At 34.2% G+C, this 18,201-nt stretch carries 21 protein-coding genes; 18 read left to right on the top strand and 3 right to left on the bottom strand.

Annotation, left to right across the window (positions count from 1 at the left end):
• Positions 1-76 precede the first annotated feature (76 nt).
• The gene (locus JK636_RS21040; RefSeq protein ID WP_202750942.1) at positions 77-946 is read right to left on the bottom strand and encodes a LysR family transcriptional regulator; all 870 of its coding nucleotides are present in this window, start codon (positions 944-946) and stop codon (positions 77-79) included.
• 134 nt (positions 947-1,080) lie between these two features.
• On the opposite strand from JK636_RS21040, the gene citD (JK636_RS21035) reads away from it, so the two are divergent.
• From citD (JK636_RS21035) to JK636_RS23725, 14 genes are all read left to right on the top strand, one after another.
• Entirely contained in the window at positions 1,081-1,437 is a 357-nt protein-coding gene (gene citD, locus JK636_RS21035; protein WP_202750941.1) for a citrate lyase acyl carrier protein, read from the top strand.
• Positions 1,427-2,326 carry an aldolase/citrate lyase family protein gene (locus JK636_RS21030; RefSeq protein WP_202750940.1) on the top strand — a complete coding sequence of 300 codons (900 nt, stop codon included), beginning with the start codon at positions 1,427-1,429 and terminating at the stop codon, positions 2,324-2,326. The genes citD (JK636_RS21035) and JK636_RS21030 overlap by 11 nt, the downstream gene beginning before the upstream one ends.
• A 1-nt stretch (position 2,327) precedes the next feature.
• A complete protein-coding gene (gene citF, locus JK636_RS21025) occupies positions 2,328-3,824 on the top strand; it encodes a citrate lyase subunit alpha (RefSeq protein ID WP_202750939.1) in 1,497 nt (498 codons plus the stop codon).
• A gap of 270 nt (positions 3,825-4,094) precedes the next feature.
• A complete protein-coding gene (gene citD / locus JK636_RS21020) occupies positions 4,095-4,394 on the top strand; it encodes a citrate lyase acyl carrier protein (RefSeq protein WP_202750938.1) in 300 nt (99 codons plus the stop codon).
• Positions 4,394-5,278 (top strand): citrate (pro-3S)-lyase subunit beta, encoded by an 885-nt coding sequence (citE, locus tag JK636_RS21015; protein ID WP_202750937.1) that lies wholly within the window; start codon positions 4,394-4,396, stop codon positions 5,276-5,278. The genes citD (JK636_RS21020) and citE overlap by 1 nt, the downstream gene beginning before the upstream one ends.
• Before the next feature lie 92 nt (positions 5,279-5,370).
• Entirely contained in the window at positions 5,371-6,903 is a 1,533-nt protein-coding gene (citF, locus tag JK636_RS21010; RefSeq protein WP_202750936.1) for a citrate lyase subunit alpha, read from the top strand.
• Positions 6,904-6,917: 14 nt separating this feature from the next.
• On the top strand, positions 6,918-7,466 hold the full coding sequence (citX, locus tag JK636_RS21005) for a citrate lyase holo-[acyl-carrier protein] synthase (RefSeq protein WP_202750935.1): 549 nt from the start codon (positions 6,918-6,920) through the stop codon (positions 7,464-7,466).
• The gene (locus JK636_RS21000; RefSeq protein WP_202750934.1) at positions 7,466-8,869 is read left to right on the top strand and encodes an oxaloacetate decarboxylase subunit alpha; all 1,404 of its coding nucleotides are present in this window, start codon (positions 7,466-7,468) and stop codon (positions 8,867-8,869) included. Before citX ends, JK636_RS21000 begins: the two co-directional genes overlap by 1 nt.
• A 29-nt stretch (positions 8,870-8,898) precedes the next feature.
• On the top strand, positions 8,899-9,108 hold the full coding sequence (locus JK636_RS20995) for a hypothetical protein (RefSeq protein WP_202750933.1): 210 nt from the start codon (positions 8,899-8,901) through the stop codon (positions 9,106-9,108).
• A gap of 26 nt (positions 9,109-9,134) precedes the next feature.
• Complete coding sequence (locus JK636_RS20990) at positions 9,135-9,491, top strand: biotin/lipoyl-containing protein (RefSeq protein ID WP_202750932.1); 357 nt, start codon at positions 9,135-9,137, stop codon at positions 9,489-9,491.
• Positions 9,492-9,565: 74 nt separating this feature from the next.
• Positions 9,566-10,690, top strand: coding sequence for a sodium ion-translocating decarboxylase subunit beta (locus JK636_RS20985; protein ID WP_202750931.1), 1,125 nt, complete (start codon positions 9,566-9,568; stop codon positions 10,688-10,690).
• A gap of 13 nt (positions 10,691-10,703) precedes the next feature.
• Positions 10,704-10,838 carry an OadG-related small transporter subunit gene (locus tag JK636_RS23955; RefSeq protein ID WP_274601632.1) on the top strand — a complete coding sequence of 45 codons (135 nt, stop codon included), beginning with the start codon at positions 10,704-10,706 and terminating at the stop codon, positions 10,836-10,838.
• 627 nt (positions 10,839-11,465) lie between these two features.
• Positions 11,466-11,663 carry an alpha/beta-type small acid-soluble spore protein gene (locus tag JK636_RS20980; RefSeq protein WP_202750930.1) on the top strand — a complete coding sequence of 66 codons (198 nt, stop codon included), beginning with the start codon at positions 11,466-11,468 and terminating at the stop codon, positions 11,661-11,663.
• A gap of 136 nt (positions 11,664-11,799) precedes the next feature.
• Positions 11,800-12,021, top strand: a complete 222-nt coding sequence (locus JK636_RS23725; RefSeq protein WP_202750929.1) for a diguanylate cyclase domain-containing protein — start codon at positions 11,800-11,802, stop codon at positions 12,019-12,021.
• A 136-nt stretch (positions 12,022-12,157) separates the two neighbouring features.
• Here the strand turns inward: JK636_RS23725 and JK636_RS20970 are convergent, their stop codons facing one another.
• Positions 12,158-12,454, bottom strand: coding sequence for a hypothetical protein (locus tag JK636_RS20970; RefSeq protein WP_202750928.1), 297 nt, complete (start codon positions 12,452-12,454; stop codon positions 12,158-12,160).
• 273 nt (positions 12,455-12,727) lie between these two features.
• On the opposite strand from JK636_RS20970, the gene JK636_RS20965 reads away from it, so the two are divergent.
• From JK636_RS20965 to JK636_RS20955, 3 genes are all read left to right on the top strand, one after another.
• Positions 12,728-13,396 carry a hypothetical protein gene (locus JK636_RS20965; RefSeq protein WP_202750927.1) on the top strand — a complete coding sequence of 223 codons (669 nt, stop codon included), beginning with the start codon at positions 12,728-12,730 and terminating at the stop codon, positions 13,394-13,396.
• 105 nt (positions 13,397-13,501) lie between these two features.
• A complete protein-coding gene (locus JK636_RS20960) occupies positions 13,502-14,689 on the top strand; it encodes an anaerobic nitric oxide reductase flavorubredoxin (RefSeq protein WP_202750926.1) in 1,188 nt (395 codons plus the stop codon).
• A gap of 126 nt (positions 14,690-14,815) precedes the next feature.
• On the top strand, positions 14,816-15,472 hold the full coding sequence (locus tag JK636_RS20955) for an HAD family hydrolase (protein WP_202750925.1): 657 nt from the start codon (positions 14,816-14,818) through the stop codon (positions 15,470-15,472).
• 87 nt (positions 15,473-15,559) lie between these two features.
• Here the strand turns inward: JK636_RS20955 and JK636_RS20950 are convergent, their stop codons facing one another.
• Positions 15,560-15,772 (bottom strand): DUF3006 domain-containing protein, encoded by a 213-nt coding sequence (locus tag JK636_RS20950; RefSeq protein WP_202750924.1) that lies wholly within the window; start codon positions 15,770-15,772, stop codon positions 15,560-15,562.
• 260 nt (positions 15,773-16,032) lie between these two features.
• On the opposite strand from JK636_RS20950, the gene JK636_RS20945 reads away from it, so the two are divergent.
• Positions 16,033-18,192, top strand: a complete 2,160-nt coding sequence (locus tag JK636_RS20945; RefSeq protein WP_202750923.1) for a YhgE/Pip domain-containing protein — start codon at positions 16,033-16,035, stop codon at positions 18,190-18,192.
• Positions 18,193-18,201: the final 9 nt, after the last annotated feature.

Below are 18,201 nucleotides of genomic sequence, written 5' to 3'. Positions count from 1 at the left end.
ATCGCTAAAGGTTAGCCAGGGGTTTCCTTAATAAGATAAGAAAAACTTTGAGTTATTTAAAATATTAATAAATACATTATAAACTAGTTAAATCACAGCTTTTAATAAAATCAACGAAAGCTTTAACCAGATTTAATTTTAAGAGATCCTCATGATAAAACATCCAGGTCCTTCTTAATATAGGCTCACCATCTTTATCCGTTATATTAATCCTATGCAAATCATCCGTTTCTTTAACTACAATATCATGCATAATAGCATAGCCTAAATCGTTTATAACCATTTCTCTGCAGGTATCCACTTGATCCACTTCTATGCTTACAAGAGGAGGTGCTGAATAATTTTCTGACCACCAATTATCTAGTATAGATTTAAACAGGTAGTCTGTTTTATATTCTATCCTAGGAAGTTTGGGAAGAGCTTTCATATCAATCATACTTTTTGATACAACACAGATATTTTCTTCAAACAGCAAATGCCTGCTATCAGGCCAATTGTAGTCTCCGCGGACAAAGCCTATATGGACATCCTGATTATATATTAAATTAAATACATCTCTGCTCCAGCCTGTTACTATTTTAAACTCCACATTAGGATAGTTCTCTTTAAACAGCTTTAATATGCGTGGAAGTTTGTGCTTCATCATAAACTTGGAAGCTCCAAGCCTTAAGGTTCCAGAAACGCCATCTTTCATGTTCGAGATATTTTCCTTTACCCGATCAAGCCTTAAGAGCATTTCCTCGGCATATTTCACTAAATATTCTCCCTCAGGAGTAAAGGATACACCTCTTCTTTCCCTTAGCACAATTTGAACCCCAAATTCTTTTTCTAGTTGCTGTAGCCTGTTTGTCAGCGCGGGCTGAGATATGTAAAGGCTTAGAGCAGTTTTGCTGATATTTTTCTTTTCATATAAAAGTTTTAGGATAAGCCAATCTCTATTATCCATGGATTCCCCTCAAATTTAGATATAAATTTTATTTATGATTAAATATAATGTTTTAATATTTTAATTATTGATTATAGTGTACTAAACTATAGTTACAGAAGTCAATAAACGGTTTCATAAAGGAGGCTAACTAATTGAAATTGAAAAAAGTTGCCATCGCAGGTACGCTTGAATCCTGCGATGTTCTTGTTACCATTGAGCCAAATGAGGGTAATGGAATTGAGCTGTCAATAAAAAGCAGTGTGCTCAGACAGTATGGAAAACAGATTAAAAAAGTGGTGTTGGAAACTCTAAATAACTTAGAAGTGACAGAGGCAAAAGTCAGCATTGTTGATAAGGGGGCTTTAGACTGCACTATAAAAGCAAGAGTTGAAGGCGCAGTTTATCGTTCCATAGAGAAGTATGATAGTATCCCATGGGGCGTAAAGATTAATAATCTGAACGTGCAGAAAAAGGAATACATGGAGGTGGGGTTAAGTAATGAATCCTAATAAAAAACGTCTTAGAAGAACTATGATGTTCTTAAATGCTCAAAAGCCGAGTCTTATGAAGGACGCCTACGTATACAGAGCAGACTCTGTTATCTTTGATTTGGAGGATGCGGTGGCAGAAAATCAGAAGGATACAGCAAGATTTTCATTGTACCATACTTTAATAGAAGTAAATTACAGAGGAGTTGAAAGAGTTGTGAGAATTAACGGCTTGAACACTTCTTATTGGAAAGAAGATATAAGAGTATCTGTAGCCGGCGGCTGCGACTGCATACGCCTTCCAAAATGTGAATATGTCAGCGAAATAAAAGCGGTAGAAGAAGAAATTGAAAAGGCAGAAAAGGAATTTGGAAGACCTCAAGGTTCCACACTGATGATGGCTGCTATTGAATCTCCAAGAGGTATATTTAATGCTGTAGAGCTTTGCGAATCTACTGGCAGATTAATGGGAATTGCCATTGGAGCAGGGGACTACATGAGAACTATGGGAACCAGAAGATACGATGATGGTCAGGAAATGGCCTTCGCCAGGGGAATGGTTTTAAATGCGGCTAAGCTTGCCGGTATACAGTGCTTCGATACTGCGTACACAGAGCTTGATAAAATGGATGTTTTTGAGACAGAAGTAAAGCTTATAAAGCAGCTTGGATTTGATGGAAAATCTATTATAAGTCCAAAACAGATTGAAATAGTTCATAGGATTTTCACTCCAACCGAGCTGGAAATCCGACAAGCAGAAAAGATAGTAAGAGCTATTAAAGAAAATGCAGAAACTGGTGTGGGTGTATTCATGGTAGAAGGAAAAATGATAGATATTGCATTTTTAGAAGGTGCTGAGAGAACAATTGCTCTTGCCAAAGCAGCCGGTGTATATAAGGGGGGATTGTAAGATGCTTAATAAAGCTCTGAGGGAAATTCCTGACGAATTATTAATAAATAGAAGAGCCTTTCAAGGCACTCCTAACCAGGAGAATGATAAAATTATTTCATTCATTAGAGAAGCTATTTTAAAGTGTGGTCTTAAAGATGGAATGACTATTTCCTTTCACCATCATTTTCGTGACGGAGATTATGTAGTTAATATGGTGGTTGAGGAAATTGCTAAATTAGGAATCAAAGATATTACCATTTGTGCCAGCTCATTAGGGGATGCGCATGACCCTATTGGCAAATATATAGAGAACGGAACTATAACTGGAATTCAGACATCCGGAGTAAGAGGTAAAATCGGAGAGGCGATTTCTACAGGAAAATTGAAGAAAACAGCAATTATCAGGTCCCATGGAGGCAGAGTAAGAGCTATAGAAGAAGGAGAAGTTCATATTGATGTAGCATTTATTGGAGCACCAACTTCTGATCCCTATGGAAATGCAAGAGGCATAGGAGGAAAGTCCGATTGCGGTGTACTGTCTTATTCAATGGTGGATGCAAAATATGCGGACAAGGTAGTGATAATAACTGATTGTTTAGTAGATTATCCTAATTTTCCTCCAAGTATTCAGGCTGTAGATGTAGACTATGTGGTAGTTGTTGATGAGATTGGAGATCCTAAGAAGATTGTAAGCAATATTATTCGTTTAACTAGTGATCCAAGAGAACTTATGATGGCTGACTATTGTACGCGCATAATGGTTAATTCACCATTTTTCAAGGACGGCTTTTCCTTTCAGACAGGAGGGGGAGGTGCAGCATTAGCGGTAAATTTGCTTCTTCGTCCATATCTTGAGAAGGCAGGAATTATAATGAGTTTCGCTCTTGGAGGTATAACAAAGCCAATGTGCGACCTTTTGGATGACGGTTTTGTAAAATGCGTAGTGAATGCTCAGGCCTTTGATGCGGGGTCAATTGAATCCATTAAAAATAATCCTAATCATTTTGAAATCTCTACCTCTCAGTATGCTAATCCCAGAAATAACGGTGCCCTTGTTAACAAGCTTGATTTTGTTATTTTAGGAGCATTAGAGGTGGATGTAAACTTTAACGTAAATGTGGTTACAGGTTCTGATGGTATATTAAGAGGAGCACCGGGAGGACATCCGGATACTGCATCAGGTTCAAAATGTTCCATTATTGTAGCTCCACTGGTAAGAAGCAGGATACCTACAATCTGTGACAGAGTAGTAACAGTAACTACTCCAGGTGAAGTTGTTGATGTAATAGTTACTGATTACGGTATTGCAATTAATCCTTTAAGAAAAGACTTAATTGAGGCACTGAAGGATTCCAAACTTCCTATATATACAATAGAAGAATTAAGAGACATGGCATATGAAATGTGTGGAAAACCGGAACAACTGGAATTTGAGGACAAGGTGGTGGCGATACTGGAGAGCAGAGATGGTTCAATACTGGATGTTATAAGAAAACCAAAACTTTATGAAATATAAATATAATGATTAAGTTGTTTATTAAATAAATTAAAAATAGTTATGTAATTAAGACTAGGCTGCCAAAAGATATTAGTATATATCCGGGCAGCCTTTTAGCCTTGTCAAAAAAACACGAAAAATACAAGCAAGAACATCAAAAAAACTTGGGTAAGCAGCTTTAGTATTTTATAATAACATTGAAAAGTGAAAATGATGCAGTACATTTACACCAATATATGATTGCATTTGAATTAGAAAGTAAAACCTATAGTAATAGGAGGGGTTAGGATGAAACTTTTAAATAATGCTATAGCAGGAACTTTGGAATCAAGTGATATTCAAATATTTATTGAACCAAAGGAAGAAGCAGGAATAGAAATTGAACTGAAAAGCAATGTGGAAAAACAATTTGGAAGACAAATAAGAAAAGTTATAAAGGAAACTCTGGAAAGTTTAAGAGTAGAAGGCGCTAAAGTTACAGCAAATGATAAGGGCGCCTTAGATTGTACTATAAAAGCAAGAGTACAAGCTGCAGCTTACAGAGCAGCAGGAATCAAAGAAAAGTTTGATTGGGAGGTAATTGAATAATGGATCGTTTAAGAAGAACCATGATGTTCCTTCCAGCAAGCAACCCAGGTATGGTGAAGGATGCATATATATATGGAGCTGACTCCATTATGTTTGACCTTGAAGATGCCGTTGCTATAACTGAGAAGGATTCCGCAAGATTTCTAGTTTATAATGCACTAAAAACAATCGATTACGGTAAGACAGAGTTAGTTGTAAGAGTAAATGCTCTTGATACACCTTTTGGAAGAGATGACATAGAAGCTGTTGTTAGGGCAGGAGTGGATGTTGTAAGACTTCCAAAGACTGAAAAAAAAGAAGATATTCACGCAGTTGAAGCTGTTATAGAAGAAGTAGAGAGAAAGTGTGGAAGAGAAGTTGGTAGCACTAAGATGATGGCAGCTATAGAAAGTCCAATAGGAGTAATAAATGCTTATGAGATTGCAACTGCAAGCAAGAGACTTATTGCTGTAGCGCTTGGAGCAGAAGACTATGTCACAAATATGAAAACAAAAAGATATCCGGACGGAATGGAGCTTCTAGGAGCAAGATCTCAGATAATTATTGCTGCAAGAGCCGCCGGGATCTATGCTATAGATACTGTATACACTGAAGTTGACAATGAGGAAGGTTTTAGAAGAGAGGTTGAACTTATAAAACAGCTTGGTTTTGATGGTAAATCAGTTATTAATCCAAGACAAATTAAGCCTGTTCACGAAATATATACACCAACTTCTCAAGAAATAAGCAAATCAATTGCAGTTGTTAATGCCGCAAAAGATGCAGAAGAAAAAGGCTTGGGTGTAATCTCCTTAAATGGCAAGATGATTGATAAACCTATTGTAGACAGAGCTGAAAGGGTACTTCAGCTAGCTGCTGCAGCAGGGGTATATAAGGAGGTTTAAGTCCTAAATGGACTTAAACGGGCAAACTAGCCGACGGCAGTCGGCGGGTTAAGGCTGCCACGTGCCGACAAATAAAATGAGGAGGAAGTAACATGAAGAATATTATCGGAAGAGAAATTCCAGATGAAATTTTAAAAGGCAGAAAGCTTTTCCAAGGTCAATTTGAAAATATGGATGAAGTCGTAAAAACAACTCCAAAAATAAAACCGATAAAACCAGATGATAAAAAGCTTTTAAATAGCATTGAAGAGGCTATTGTAAAGAGTGGATTAAAAGATGGAATGACAATATCCTTCCACCATCACTTTAGAGAGGGAGACTATATACTTAATTCTGTAGTAGATGCAATTGCTAAACTGGGAATAAAGAATTTGACACTTGCTTCAAGTTCCTTAGGAAGCGTACACAAGCCGCTTATAGAACACATTAAAAATGGAGTAATCACAAAGATTACAGCAAGCGGGTTAAGAGGGGCTTTAGCTGAAGCAATCTCTAATGGAATATTAAAAGAGCCTGTTATAATCAGATCTCACGGCGGAAGAGCAAGAGCTGTAGAAGCAGGAGATATTAAAGTGGATGTTGCATTCTTAGGAGCCCCGGCTGCAGATGAATTCGGTAACGCAAGCGGTTCAAGGGGTACAGCTAATTGTGGTTCCTTAGGCTATGCAATGGTAGATGCTCAGTATGCAGATAAAGTAATAATTTTAACTGATACAATAGTAGAATTCCCCAATATGCCAGCAAGTATAAATCAAACCTATGTTGATTATGTAGTTAAAATTGATTCTATAGGAGATCCTAAGGGGATAGCTTCTGGTGCTACAAGATACACAAAGAATCCAAAGGAACTTTTAATTGCTGAATATGCAAGACAGGTTATAACAAAATCCCCATACTTTAAGGATGGCTTCTCTTTCCAAACAGGGACAGGCGGATCAGCTTTAGCTGTAAGCAGATTCTTAAAGGATGAAATGATGGAAAATAATATTAAGGCAAGCTTTGCATTAGGCGGAATAACTAAGCCTATAGTTGAAATGCACGAAGAAGGCCTGATAAAGCACATTTACGATGTACAAGATTTTGATTTAGTAGGTGTAGATTCAATTGCTAAGAATCCAAATCATCATGAGATAGATGCGTCCTTCTACGCAAATCCTCACAATAAAGGATGCATAGCAAGCAAGCTTGACGTAGTTGTATTATCAGCACTAGAGATAGATACAGATTTTAACGTAAATGTTATAACCGGTTCTGAAGGAGTTTTAAGAGGAGCTTCGGGCGGACATTGTGATACAGCTGCTTCAGCAAAATTATCTGTAATAGTTAGTCCATTAATTCGTGGGAGAATTCCTTGTGTTGTTGAAGAAGTGACAACAGTTATAACACCAGGTGAAAGTATAGATGTAGTTGTTACAGAGGCTGGTGTAGCTGTAAATCCAAAAAGAACTGACCTTATTGAATCTTACAAAGCGGCAGGCCTTCCACTTGTTACAATTGAAGAACTTAAGGAAAAAGCCTTCCGTATAGTGGGGGTTCCAGACAAAATAGAGTTTGATAATCAAGTTGTTGCAATAATCGAATATAGAGATGGAACTGTAATAGATGTAGTTAGAAAAGTAAAATAGGATGGTGATTATAAGTGGGTAAGCACTTTTGTGGTCAAGAACAAAGTGTGCAAGATATTATGGAAGCAAGAGATGTAAGAGTAAGGTATCATGACTATTTATTAAGAGGCTACAAAAGGACAGTTATCTCTTATAAACTGAATATACCCGGTCCTGTAAAGTACAGCCCACTTATAAAGCAAATTTTTGATGTAGGGCTTTCAGAACTTAATCGGAAGCTGGATCAAGCTTTCGTAGACATAGTTCATGAAAAGGTATGGTACAAAAAAAGCGGACCAGAGTATTTTGCTGTTGTTGACGTAGCTGCAATCCCAATAAAGAAGCTCAGTACTTCAATAGAGGAAAAACATCCTTTAGGAAGATTGTTTGATTTTGACATAATAAATTCAGATGGAAGCCAAGTTTCTAGAGAGAAGCTTGGAATTGGGCAAAGAAAATGTTTGTTGTGCAAAAAAGGTGCTTTTGAGTGCGGCAGGTCAAGAAGGCACGATGTCGACACTTTAATAACTCATATAAGGGCAATGGCATTTAATTATTTCCGATTGTACGAGGAGGTTATATAGTGAATTCAATTAAAATAACAGAAACAGCACTAAGAGACGGACATCAATCCCTTATTGCTACAAGACTTAAAACAGAAGAAATACTTCCTATTCTAGAGAAGATGGACAAAGTCGGATACTACTCACTAGAAGTTTGGGGAGGGGCAACTTTCGATGCCTGCCTTCGTTTTCTTAATGAGGACCCATGGGAAAGACTAAGAGAAATTCGTAAAAGAGTTAAAAATACTAAGCTTCAAATGCTTTTAAGAGGGCAGAACCTATTAGGCTACAAGCATTACCCGGATGATGTTGTAGAAGAGTTTATAAAGAAATCCGTAGAAAACGGAATAGATATAATCAGAGTTTTCGATGCTTTAAATGATTTAAGAAATTTAGAAACTTCTATTAAAGCAATTAAGAAAGCAGGAGCTCATTGTCAGTGTGCAATAAGCTACACTACAAGCAGAGTTCATACTACTGAATATTTTGTTGAACTTTCAAAGAAAATGGAAGCTCTGGGTGCAGACTCTATCTGTATAAAGGATATGGCAGGTATACTAACTCCTCACTCAGCTTACGAACTAGTTAATAAGTTAAAGGAAGCAGTTAAGATTCCAATTGAGCTTCACACACACAGTACAAGCGGAATTGCATCCATGACTTATTTAATGGCTGTAGAAGCAGGTGTAGATATAATTGATACAGCAATCTCTCCATTTGGAGAAGGAACTTCCCAGCCATCAACAGAGTCAATGGTAATTACGCTTAAAGAGGGTAATCGTGCCCCAGAGATTAATGTGGATTTATTAGGAGAGATAGCTGACTATTTCAAGCCTATTAAAGAGAAGTACAGAAAAGAAGGCATACTTGACCCTAAGGTTATGGATGTTGATCCGAAGACTTTATCCTACAAGGTTCCAGGAGGGATGCTTTCAAATCTTTTATCACAGCTAAAAGCACAACGAGCTGAAGATAAATACGAAGAAGTTTTAAGAGAAGTACCAAGAGTAAGAGAGGATTTAGGTTTTCCTCCACTTGTAACACCGCTTAGTCAGATGGTAGGAACACAAGCTGTGTTCAATGTACTAACCGGAGAAAGATACAAAATGGTTCCAAAAGAAATAAAAGAATATGTAAAAGGACTTTACGGAGCTTCACCTGCACCAATCAGTGATGAAATAAGAAAGAGAATTATTGGTGATGAAGAGGTTGTAACTGTTAGACCAGCTGATCTGCTGCAGCCGGAGCTTGAGAAATATAAAGTCGAAATTGGCGATTTAGCTTCCTCAATGGAAGATGTACTTTCCTATGCTTTATTCCCACAGGTTGCTAAAAAGTTCTTTGATTACAGGATTACTGGAAAAGAAGCAGCAGAGTCTGAGAATAGCGAAGAAAAGGTACATTACATTTATGTAACTATGTAGCAAAAGTGCAGATGCCAGGAGGGATTAGAATGGGACTATTAGATTCACTAAAAAGACTGTTTAATAGTACACAAGAAGAAACTGTTGAGGCTCAAATTGAAAATAGACAAGATGCACAGACAAGCCTTCAAGTAGATGAAGAGGATAAATTGGTAGTTGCGCTTGCAGCCTCAATTATGGCTGGAAAGGATAAGCCAGATTCCTACTTCCATATTTCCAGTATAAAAAGAATTAAATAGTTTAAGAGTACGGGAGGATTTAAAATATGAAAAAGTATGTTATAAAGCTAAATGACAAGGTGTATGAAGTTGAAATGGAGGAAGTAACTGCAGAAAGCTATGCTGCTGCTACTGAAGCGGCTAAAGCTGCGCCTAAGACTTCGGCTCCAAGCACTGTACCAGTATCAGGAGGACAAAAAATTGAAGCTCCTATGCCAGGAAGCATTGTAAGTGTATCAGTCGCTGTTGGAGATACGATAAAAAAGGGACAACTACTTCTAGTGTTAGAAGCTATGAAAATGGAAAATGAAATAGTTTCTCCAGTAGATGGTAAGATACTTTCGGTTGGAGTTGCAAAAGGAGATGCAGTAAATCCTGGAGATTTACTTGTTCAAATTGGATAATTAATTCATAAATAGGAGAAATAAGGTTTAATAATCCTTATGTGATTCAAAGGAATATAGGAGGATAACATACAATGGGATTTTTACTTGATGGTATACAAGCTATTACTTATCAGCAAATCATAATGTGGTGTATAGGAGGTCTTTTGATTTACTTAGCTATTGCAAAAGATTTTGAACCAGCACTACTTTTACCAATGGGCTTTGGAGCTATATTAGTTAATATACCTTTCTCCGGAGCCATAAATCAGATGATTAACGGAACTAAGGTGGATGGAATACTAGATTTTCTTTTCAATGGCGGAATTTCCACAGAAATGTTCCCTCTATTATTATTTATAGGCATAGGAGCAATGATAGACTTCGGACCACTTCTTTCAAACCCTTTCATGTTATTATTTGGAGCAGCAGCTCAGTTTGGTATATTCTTTACTATCTGTGCAGCAGCACTACTAGGATTTAGCTTAAAGGATGCGGCTTCAATAGGTATAATTGGAGCTGCAGACGGTCCAACTTCAATATTTGTTGCTAATTACTTCAAGAGCAGTCTTATAGCACCAATTACAGTGGCGGCTTATTCTTATATGTCACTTGTACCAGTTATACAGCCGGCTGCTATAAGGCTAGTTACTACGAAGAAGGAAAGAATGATTAGAATGCCTTATAAGGCTTCTAACATATCAAAGAAAACAAAAATACTATTTCCTATATTAGTTACTGTTGTTGCAGGACTTATAGCGCCAACTTCAGTTTCATTAATAGGCTTCTTAATGTTTGGTAACCTCATAAGAGAATGTGGAGTGCTTGAAAGACTATCAAAAACTGCACAGAACGAACTTGTAAATATAATAACCTTACTTCTTGGAATTACAATTGCTTCTTCTATGAGAGCAGAAGATTTTGTTAGCTTAAGAACTGCTATGGTAATTGGGCTTGGACTAGTAGCATTTATTTTTGATACTATAGGCGGAGTACTATTTGCTAAATTCCTAAACCTATTCCTAAAGAATAAGGTAAATCCAATGGTTGGAGCTGCTGGAATTTCTGCCTTTCCTATGTCTGCGAGAGTAATTCAAAAGATGGCTCAAAAGGAAGATAATCAAAACTTTTTATTAATGCATGCTGTAGGAGCTAACGTAGCAGGTCAGATAGCTTCTGTTATAGCTGGTGGATTAATATTAAACCTTATCAAATTTTAGGCGGGTGATATAGATGGATAGTTTAGCAATTGCAACTTTCAATGAATCTTTAAAGGTGTTAGTTTTCGGAATGGGAGGTATATTTGTAGTACTTATTATGATATACCTTTTAATAAAAGGATTAATAAAAGTATTCCCTGAAAAATAGGTTAAGAATTTAGTGTTTAATTGAATATTAGAATTAATAGTTATATATTAATAAGTTTAGGGTACAGTTGAACAAATATATGGTAAAGAGTTGAAAGCTGTAGATTGATTTAAGTATATTTAAATCAATCTGCAGCTTTTTAAATTTTAGCAGTATAGGATAGAAAATATTGAATGCTGAATTCAATATTTTTATAGCAGATTGCATTTCAGCTTTATTAATAATTGTATTACTTATGTTTTAATTGGATGAGTAAAGAACATTTTCTATATTATCATTAAGTGTAAAAGCAATAGTTTTTCTCCAGAAGGCCTATTTATATAAAAAACAAGGTATTTATTCCTGTTTTTTTCATTACATTCTTGCAACCGATAAAGGTTTCACCAATTAAAATAAAGTTAAGTATTTTCTCTTCATACATATACCTCCGTATAAAATTGTAATATACTTCATAGTATGATTTATTAAGATATTGTGTTAATAGTTTATTTTTTAATTAAATTATATATTGTATAAATCTTGTAGTGGTTTAATGTGGGAGCTATGGCAGTAGTTTTATAGTGTAAAAAGAGTGTAATTGCACATAATTATATTTAAATAATAATTATTATGAAGGAGGAATTCAATATGTCAAACAGAAGCAACAGAGTTTTAGTACCACAAGCTAAGGAAGGTTTAAATAGATTTAAAATGGAAGCAGCTAGTGAAGTTGGGGTTAGTCTTAAGGAAGGTTACAACGGAGATTTAACTTCAAGAGAAGCTGGATCAGTAGGCGGACAAATGGTTAAGAAAATGGTTGAAGCTTACGAAAGTAATCTAAAATAATTTATCTTAAACCTGAGTGAATATAATTATTAAATAAAGTAGGCATCCTTAGCTAATTTAAGGATGCCTACTTTCATACTATAATTTAAGAAAAAAGATACAGAAAATTTGTAAGAAGATAAGTTTTCAAGGAGATGTGTACAAGCATATTGGTGTTACTGATAATTTAACAGGAAACCAGATTTTAGTCCAAATATCAAATACTTTAAAAGAACTTTTAAGTAAATATAATGGTATAGCAGGGAGACTCGGAGGTGGTGAATTTGTTATTTTAATAGAAAATTTATCTGAGGAGGAAGCTAATAATATAGTAGAAACTTTGTCTAATAAACTAAAAGATAGATATTTTGATGTGTAAAAGGAACGTGCAGCTATTTTGATCCCTATCTTGAAGATAAATTTATTGAATTTGAAAACAGGGAATATAGATAAAGTAGGATGAAGCGGATTTTAAATGAAGAGAAATAGAAACAAGCGGTGTTTGATGCCGCTTGCTATAAATTACTCATACTTATACCAAGTTCAGATAGTGAAGAAATTCTATTGCTTTTTGACAATTCGTATTCCTCATCCTTACTAAGTAGACGTAATACATCTTTAAAAAATATGGTGCTCCCTAACTTTTCTACATAATGATATCTATCATCTCCAACCTTTAGGTGTTTACAGTCTTCATTTTTTAGTAACTTATACTTACTACCGTTAAAATCTTTTCCAATGTAATAGTCTTTTTTTTCTTTAATAATTGTGATTCTCAATGATATTATATCTTTTGTAAGCACGTCATTCATCTCATTTTTCTCCTGATAAAAATAATTCTTCAAAATGTCATATAAAATATATTTTAAATGATTTCATAATATTTTTCTAGGGACTAAAGTCATAAATTAGTAGGGACTAAAGAAAATATAATGGGTTTAGTAACATATTTTGGATACATTTGGTTATGATAATCAAAAAAGTAAAATATATGATATAATTAATTATCGTTAATGTACAATTTGTTGTAGTAATTTATTGCTATAAGATGTTAAGCAAATTAAGTTAAATAAAGGGGTGTAAGGATGAAAAAGGGGGATTTATTATGGGGAGCGGCTTTGCTTTTATGGATACTTATTTTAGTAGTGCCGGCTTCTCGAGTTATGTTTATTAGGTTTACAGAGGTGTATCCATACCAGGGAGGTTTCATAAAGTTTGCAATATTAGCAAGTATGGGTGATTTACTTGGAATTAGAATCTTGAAAGGCGAGTGGACTATTCCTAAGGGACTTTTTTATAAGGCAGCTGTATGGGGAATTATAGGAATAATGGTAACTCTTATGTTTACTATATATATGGGAGGAACAGCAGCTGCACAAGTGTCAGGAAAGCTTCCGTTTAAGGGTTCAGCTATAGCTCAGGCATTCTTTGGCAGTGCTGTTATGAATGTTACATTTGGGCCTATGATGATGGTATTTCATAGATTTACGGATATGTATGTTGATACAAGGTATGAAAAAAACGGCGGCAGTGTATCATTAAAAGCGCTTATTGATAAAAACGACTGGAACTCCTTAGTCGAATTTACATGGCTAAAAACATGCCCATTTTTCTGGATACCTGCTCATACAATAGTATTTTTACTTCCGTCACAGTATAGAGTTCTTGTATCAGCATTCTTATCAATTGCTCTTGGACTATTGCTTGCATTAGCAAAGAAGGAAAGGTCAGTAAAATCCGCGGCTGCAGTATAAATTAATAGTTGTAGTTGTTTCTGAGTAATATAAATGCTGCATTTGACAAATGATAATTAGTATGAAAAATAATATGATTTATATTAATTTAATGGAGGAAGTATTATGAGTTTTAAAATTACCAACACGGTTACATGGGTAGGGAAAATTGATTGGGAATTAAGAAGTTTTCATGGAGAAGAATATTCTACACATAGGGGAAGCTCTTATAACTCGTATTTAATAAGAGATGAAAAAACAGTTCTAATGGATACTGTATGGGTCCCATTTTCAAAGGAGTTTGTTTCTAATTTAAAAAATGAAATTGACTTAAAGAAAATAGACTATATAATAATGAATCATGCTGAACCTGATCACAGCGGAGCTTTAATTGATCTTATGAAGGAAATACCGGATACTCCAATATACTGTACTAAAAATGGCAAAGATATAATAAAAGGTCATTGCCATGAGGATTGGAACTTTGTAACTGTAAAAACAGGAGACACTTTGGATATTGGAAAAAATAAATTAACTTTTATAGAAGCTAGAATGCTTCACTGGCCTGATACTATGTTTACATACTACAACGGTGAAAATATACTATTTAGTAATGATGCATTCGGTCAGCATTATGCTTCCGAGTTAATGTTTAATGATAAGGCGGATTATGATGAACTTATGCAGGAAGCAATAAAATATTATGCAAACATATTAACTCCATACAGCTCTTTTGTAGTAAAGAAAATTCAGGAGGTATTAAGTTTTAACCTCCCAGTGGATATGATATGCACCAGCCACGGAATTATTTGGAGAGATAATCCAAGTCAAATAATAAATAAATATATGGAGTGGGCTCAAAACTATAAGGAAAATCAGATAACTTTAATCTATGACAGTATGTGGAACAGCACAAGAAGAATGGCTGAAGCTATTGCTGAAGGTATCAAAGAATCGAATAAAGATGTTGTTGTTAAGATATATAATTCAGGAAAATCAGATAAAAATGATATTATAACGGAAGTATTTAAGTCAAAAGCTATACTTGTAGGTTCTTGTACTATCAATAATGGGATTCTTTCTTCAACAGCGGCTATTTTAGAGATGATGAGAGGGCTTAGATTTAAAGATAAAAAGGCAGCCGCTTTTGGAAGCTTTGGATGGGGCGGTGAAAGTGTAAAAATGATTACTGAAGAATTAAAAGAAGGCGGTTTTGAAATAATAAACGATGGAATAAAAGAGAAGTGGAGACCTGATGAAGAAGGACTTAAAAGATGTCGTGAATATGGAAAGGAATTTGTAAGCAGGCTTTAAAACAATAAAGTATACTAAATCATAATGTTTCGCATTAAAATTGAAAATGCGAGGCATTATGATTTTTTACTTTTAACATGTTTTTGTGTAAAATAGATATATATTAGGATATAGATGGAGGGACTTATGAAAAAAATAGAAGGTATTATTTTTGATATGGATGGAACATTACTTGATACAGAAAGAGTATCCTTTAAAATTTGGCAAGAGGTTATGAAAAAACATGGGTATAGTATGAGTAAAGAAGCATACGTATCTTTAATGGGCAGAAAACGAAGTGATGTTAATAAAATTCTTTTTAAATTATATGGAGAAGATTTTCCGGTAGAAAAAATTCGTGATGAAAAAGAAGTGGACATGCATAAATTTATAGAGGAAAAAGGTGTTCCTGTAAAAGAAGGGGCATTTGAACTGTTAGATTTCCTAGTGGAAAACAGGTATAAAATAGCTTTAGCAACATCCACAAGCAGAGAAAGGGCAATTAGTCTGCTGAAGATGGTGGGAATAAAAGATAGATTCTCAGTTATAATTTGTGGTGATGATGTAGTAAATTCAAAGCCTGATCCTGAAATATTTCTGAAGGCTGCGGAAGGTATGAAAGCAGCTCCTCAAAATTGCGTTGTTATAGAAGATTCACCTGCAGGAATAAAGGCTGCATGTAATGGTGAAATGATAAGTATTAATGTTACTGATTTAAAAGAACCTGATGAGGAAATGAGAAGACTTTCTGATAAAATATACAGTAATTTATCAGAAGTAAAAGATTATTTACTAAGAAATTGATTTGAATTTATCTATTATGAATATACCATATGGGGAATATAGGGGTAGGAATGAGATTTCAATAGCTTTTTAGCTATATAGGTATTCTTACTCCCATAAATCCTCAGCTAATTTCTTAATCTTTTCTTTCCTGGCTTTTGTGCACTTTTCGTCAATTGAAATTGCATTGCCTTCAATTATAAGAATATCTCCTTCTTTGGCATGAATGGGTAGTTTAATCACTTCTATATTAATCATTTCTCCGCTTTCTTTTTCGCAAACTGCAAAATTTTCTTCAAATCTGTCTATTATTACTTTCATTTTTACCTCCTTGATGTACGCTATTATATTAATTAATTTATAGAAAGTATACATTTATTTTTCAACCATTTTACCATAAACTCATAAATATGTGAAATTATAAATATAAAATTAGATTTATATTTTTAAAAACCAATGTGAATAATACTATTAAGACTTAAGCTGGAATTAAGCTTGTAATTTGGATCAAAATGTCTTATAATCCAAATGCATGTCGAATAATATCGTTTTGAAAGATGATATTCTCAAGAGGTGAAATAATGAAGAGTATTTTAAAAATATATAAAAGAGATTTGAAAAATGTTATAAAGAATCCTGTGGCTCTGATTATCATAATTGGTGTTTGCGTTATACCTTCATTATACGCCTGGGTAAATATTAAGGCCTGCTGGGATCCTTATGAAAAGACAAATAATATTCCTATAGCTGTTGTTAATAAGGATAAAGGTACATCCTTTAAAGAAAAGGATATTAATGTTGGAAATGAAGTTGTAGAGAATCTTAAAAAGAACCATAATATCGGTTGGAAATTTGTTGGTGACAAAGAGGCTGAATTAGGGGTAATGGATGGTACATATTATGCAGTAATTGAAATCCCTGAAGACTTTTCAGCAAGATTTACAAGCATACTTACAGACAATGCTAAGAAGCCAAGAATAAATTATAAGGTAGATACAAAATCAAATCCAATTGCTACAAAAATAACAGGATCAGCAAAAAGTGCGTTAGTAGGGCAAATAACTTCAAGTTTTATTGCTACAGTTAATGAAACTGCATTTTCAAAATTAAATGAGGTTGGAGAAAACGCAGAAAAGAATAAACAGAATTTGATAAATTTAAAAGATAATATTATACAAATAGATAAAAACATGGATGCTATAACAAGTGTTCTTGAAAATATTAATGGTAATTCTAAAAATTTAAATACATTATTATTAGAACTAAAGACAACTATGCCTTCAGTAAGCGGCGGCATTAATACTTTACAGCAAAATAATCAAAGTAAAAAGGATTTAATTAATTCAACTCAAAAAACATTAAATGCTTCTTTAGACAATATTCAGCTGAGTCTAAACAGTGCAGAGGCTTCAGTAAATAAAACTCATGATTTGATTCAAAGTCTTAACAATGGAATTGCAGCGACAAATAGCTCAGCTGTAAACTCAACAATTTATACTATTAATGCTCAAATTGATGCAATGATAAATGGAATTACCCCAATTATTAAATATCTTGAAACATTGAATGCTGCCAGTCCAAATGCAGAAACAGCAAATCTTATTGCTTCTTTAAAATGCACACAGACTTCATTAAATGATGCTAAAGATAAAGGCACTAATTTGCAGCAGCAATTTAATAAATCAAATGAGTTAAATAAAAATCTTTTGAATTCTTTAAATGATAGTATTTTAAAGGCGAATACAAATCTGATAAATTCCTCTAAGCAATATAACAGCAGTACAAAAGCATCACTTAACAAAATATTTAATAGCTTAATTACGGCAACCAATGATGCTTCTGATCTTTTAAAATCTGCTTCAGGGATGTCTTCACAAATTGATAATATTATAAATACCTCCATTGAAGGTACAAATGTTTCCTATAAGGTTTCTGGAGATTTAAACCGCAGACTTTATCAATTTAAGGATATTATTAGTCAGTTAAGCGATAAATTTCAACAGGTTAATAATAATGATTTAATTCAAATAATAACGATACTTCAAAGCAATCCGCAATTTATGGGTAATTTTATATCTTCTCCATTTGAATTAAGAGAAGAATCTATATATGGTATACCAAACTATGGATCTGCAATGTCTCCAGTATATACAGTTTTGGCTCTCTGGGTTGGATGCCTTATTTTAACTTCTATACTTAAAACAGAGGTTTCTTATTTTGATGGAATTGAAAATATAAGCCTTAGAGAACAGCATTTTGGCAAAATGCTTACATTTATTACACTTGCTGTAATACAAGCTTTTATTGTTTCGGTAGGTGATAAGCTGCTCTTAGGAGTATATAGCCAATATACAGTACTTATGATTATCTTTGCAATGGTTTCATCATTTACTTTTTCTATAATAACATTTACTATGGTATCTATTCTTGGAAACTTCGGCAAAGCTTTAAATATTGTTTATATGATTATTCAGCTGGCTGGTAGCGGGGGAACCTACCCAATACAGGTTGATCCTCTTATATTTAGAATACTTCAGCCTTTGTTTCCTTTTACCTATAGTATAGGAGGCTTTAGGGAAGCTGTAGCAGGGCCTATAATATCAAAAGTTGTATGGGATTTTGCAGCATTAATCTTATTCGCGGCAGTATTCATCTTAGTGGGTTATTACTTTAAAGAACCTCTTCATAAATTAGTTCATAGATTTGAAACTAAATTTAAAGAATCAGGAATAGGGGAATAAGAGGTATGT

Origin of the sequence: Clostridium rhizosphaerae (assembly GCF_016765585.1) — a bacterium.
Classification (GTDB): domain Bacteria; phylum Bacillota; class Clostridia; order Clostridiales; family Clostridiaceae; genus Clostridium_AT; species Clostridium_AT rhizosphaerae.
The sequence above is the reverse complement of the archived record's forward strand: the minus strand, read 5'-3'. Positions and strand labels throughout refer to the sequence as shown.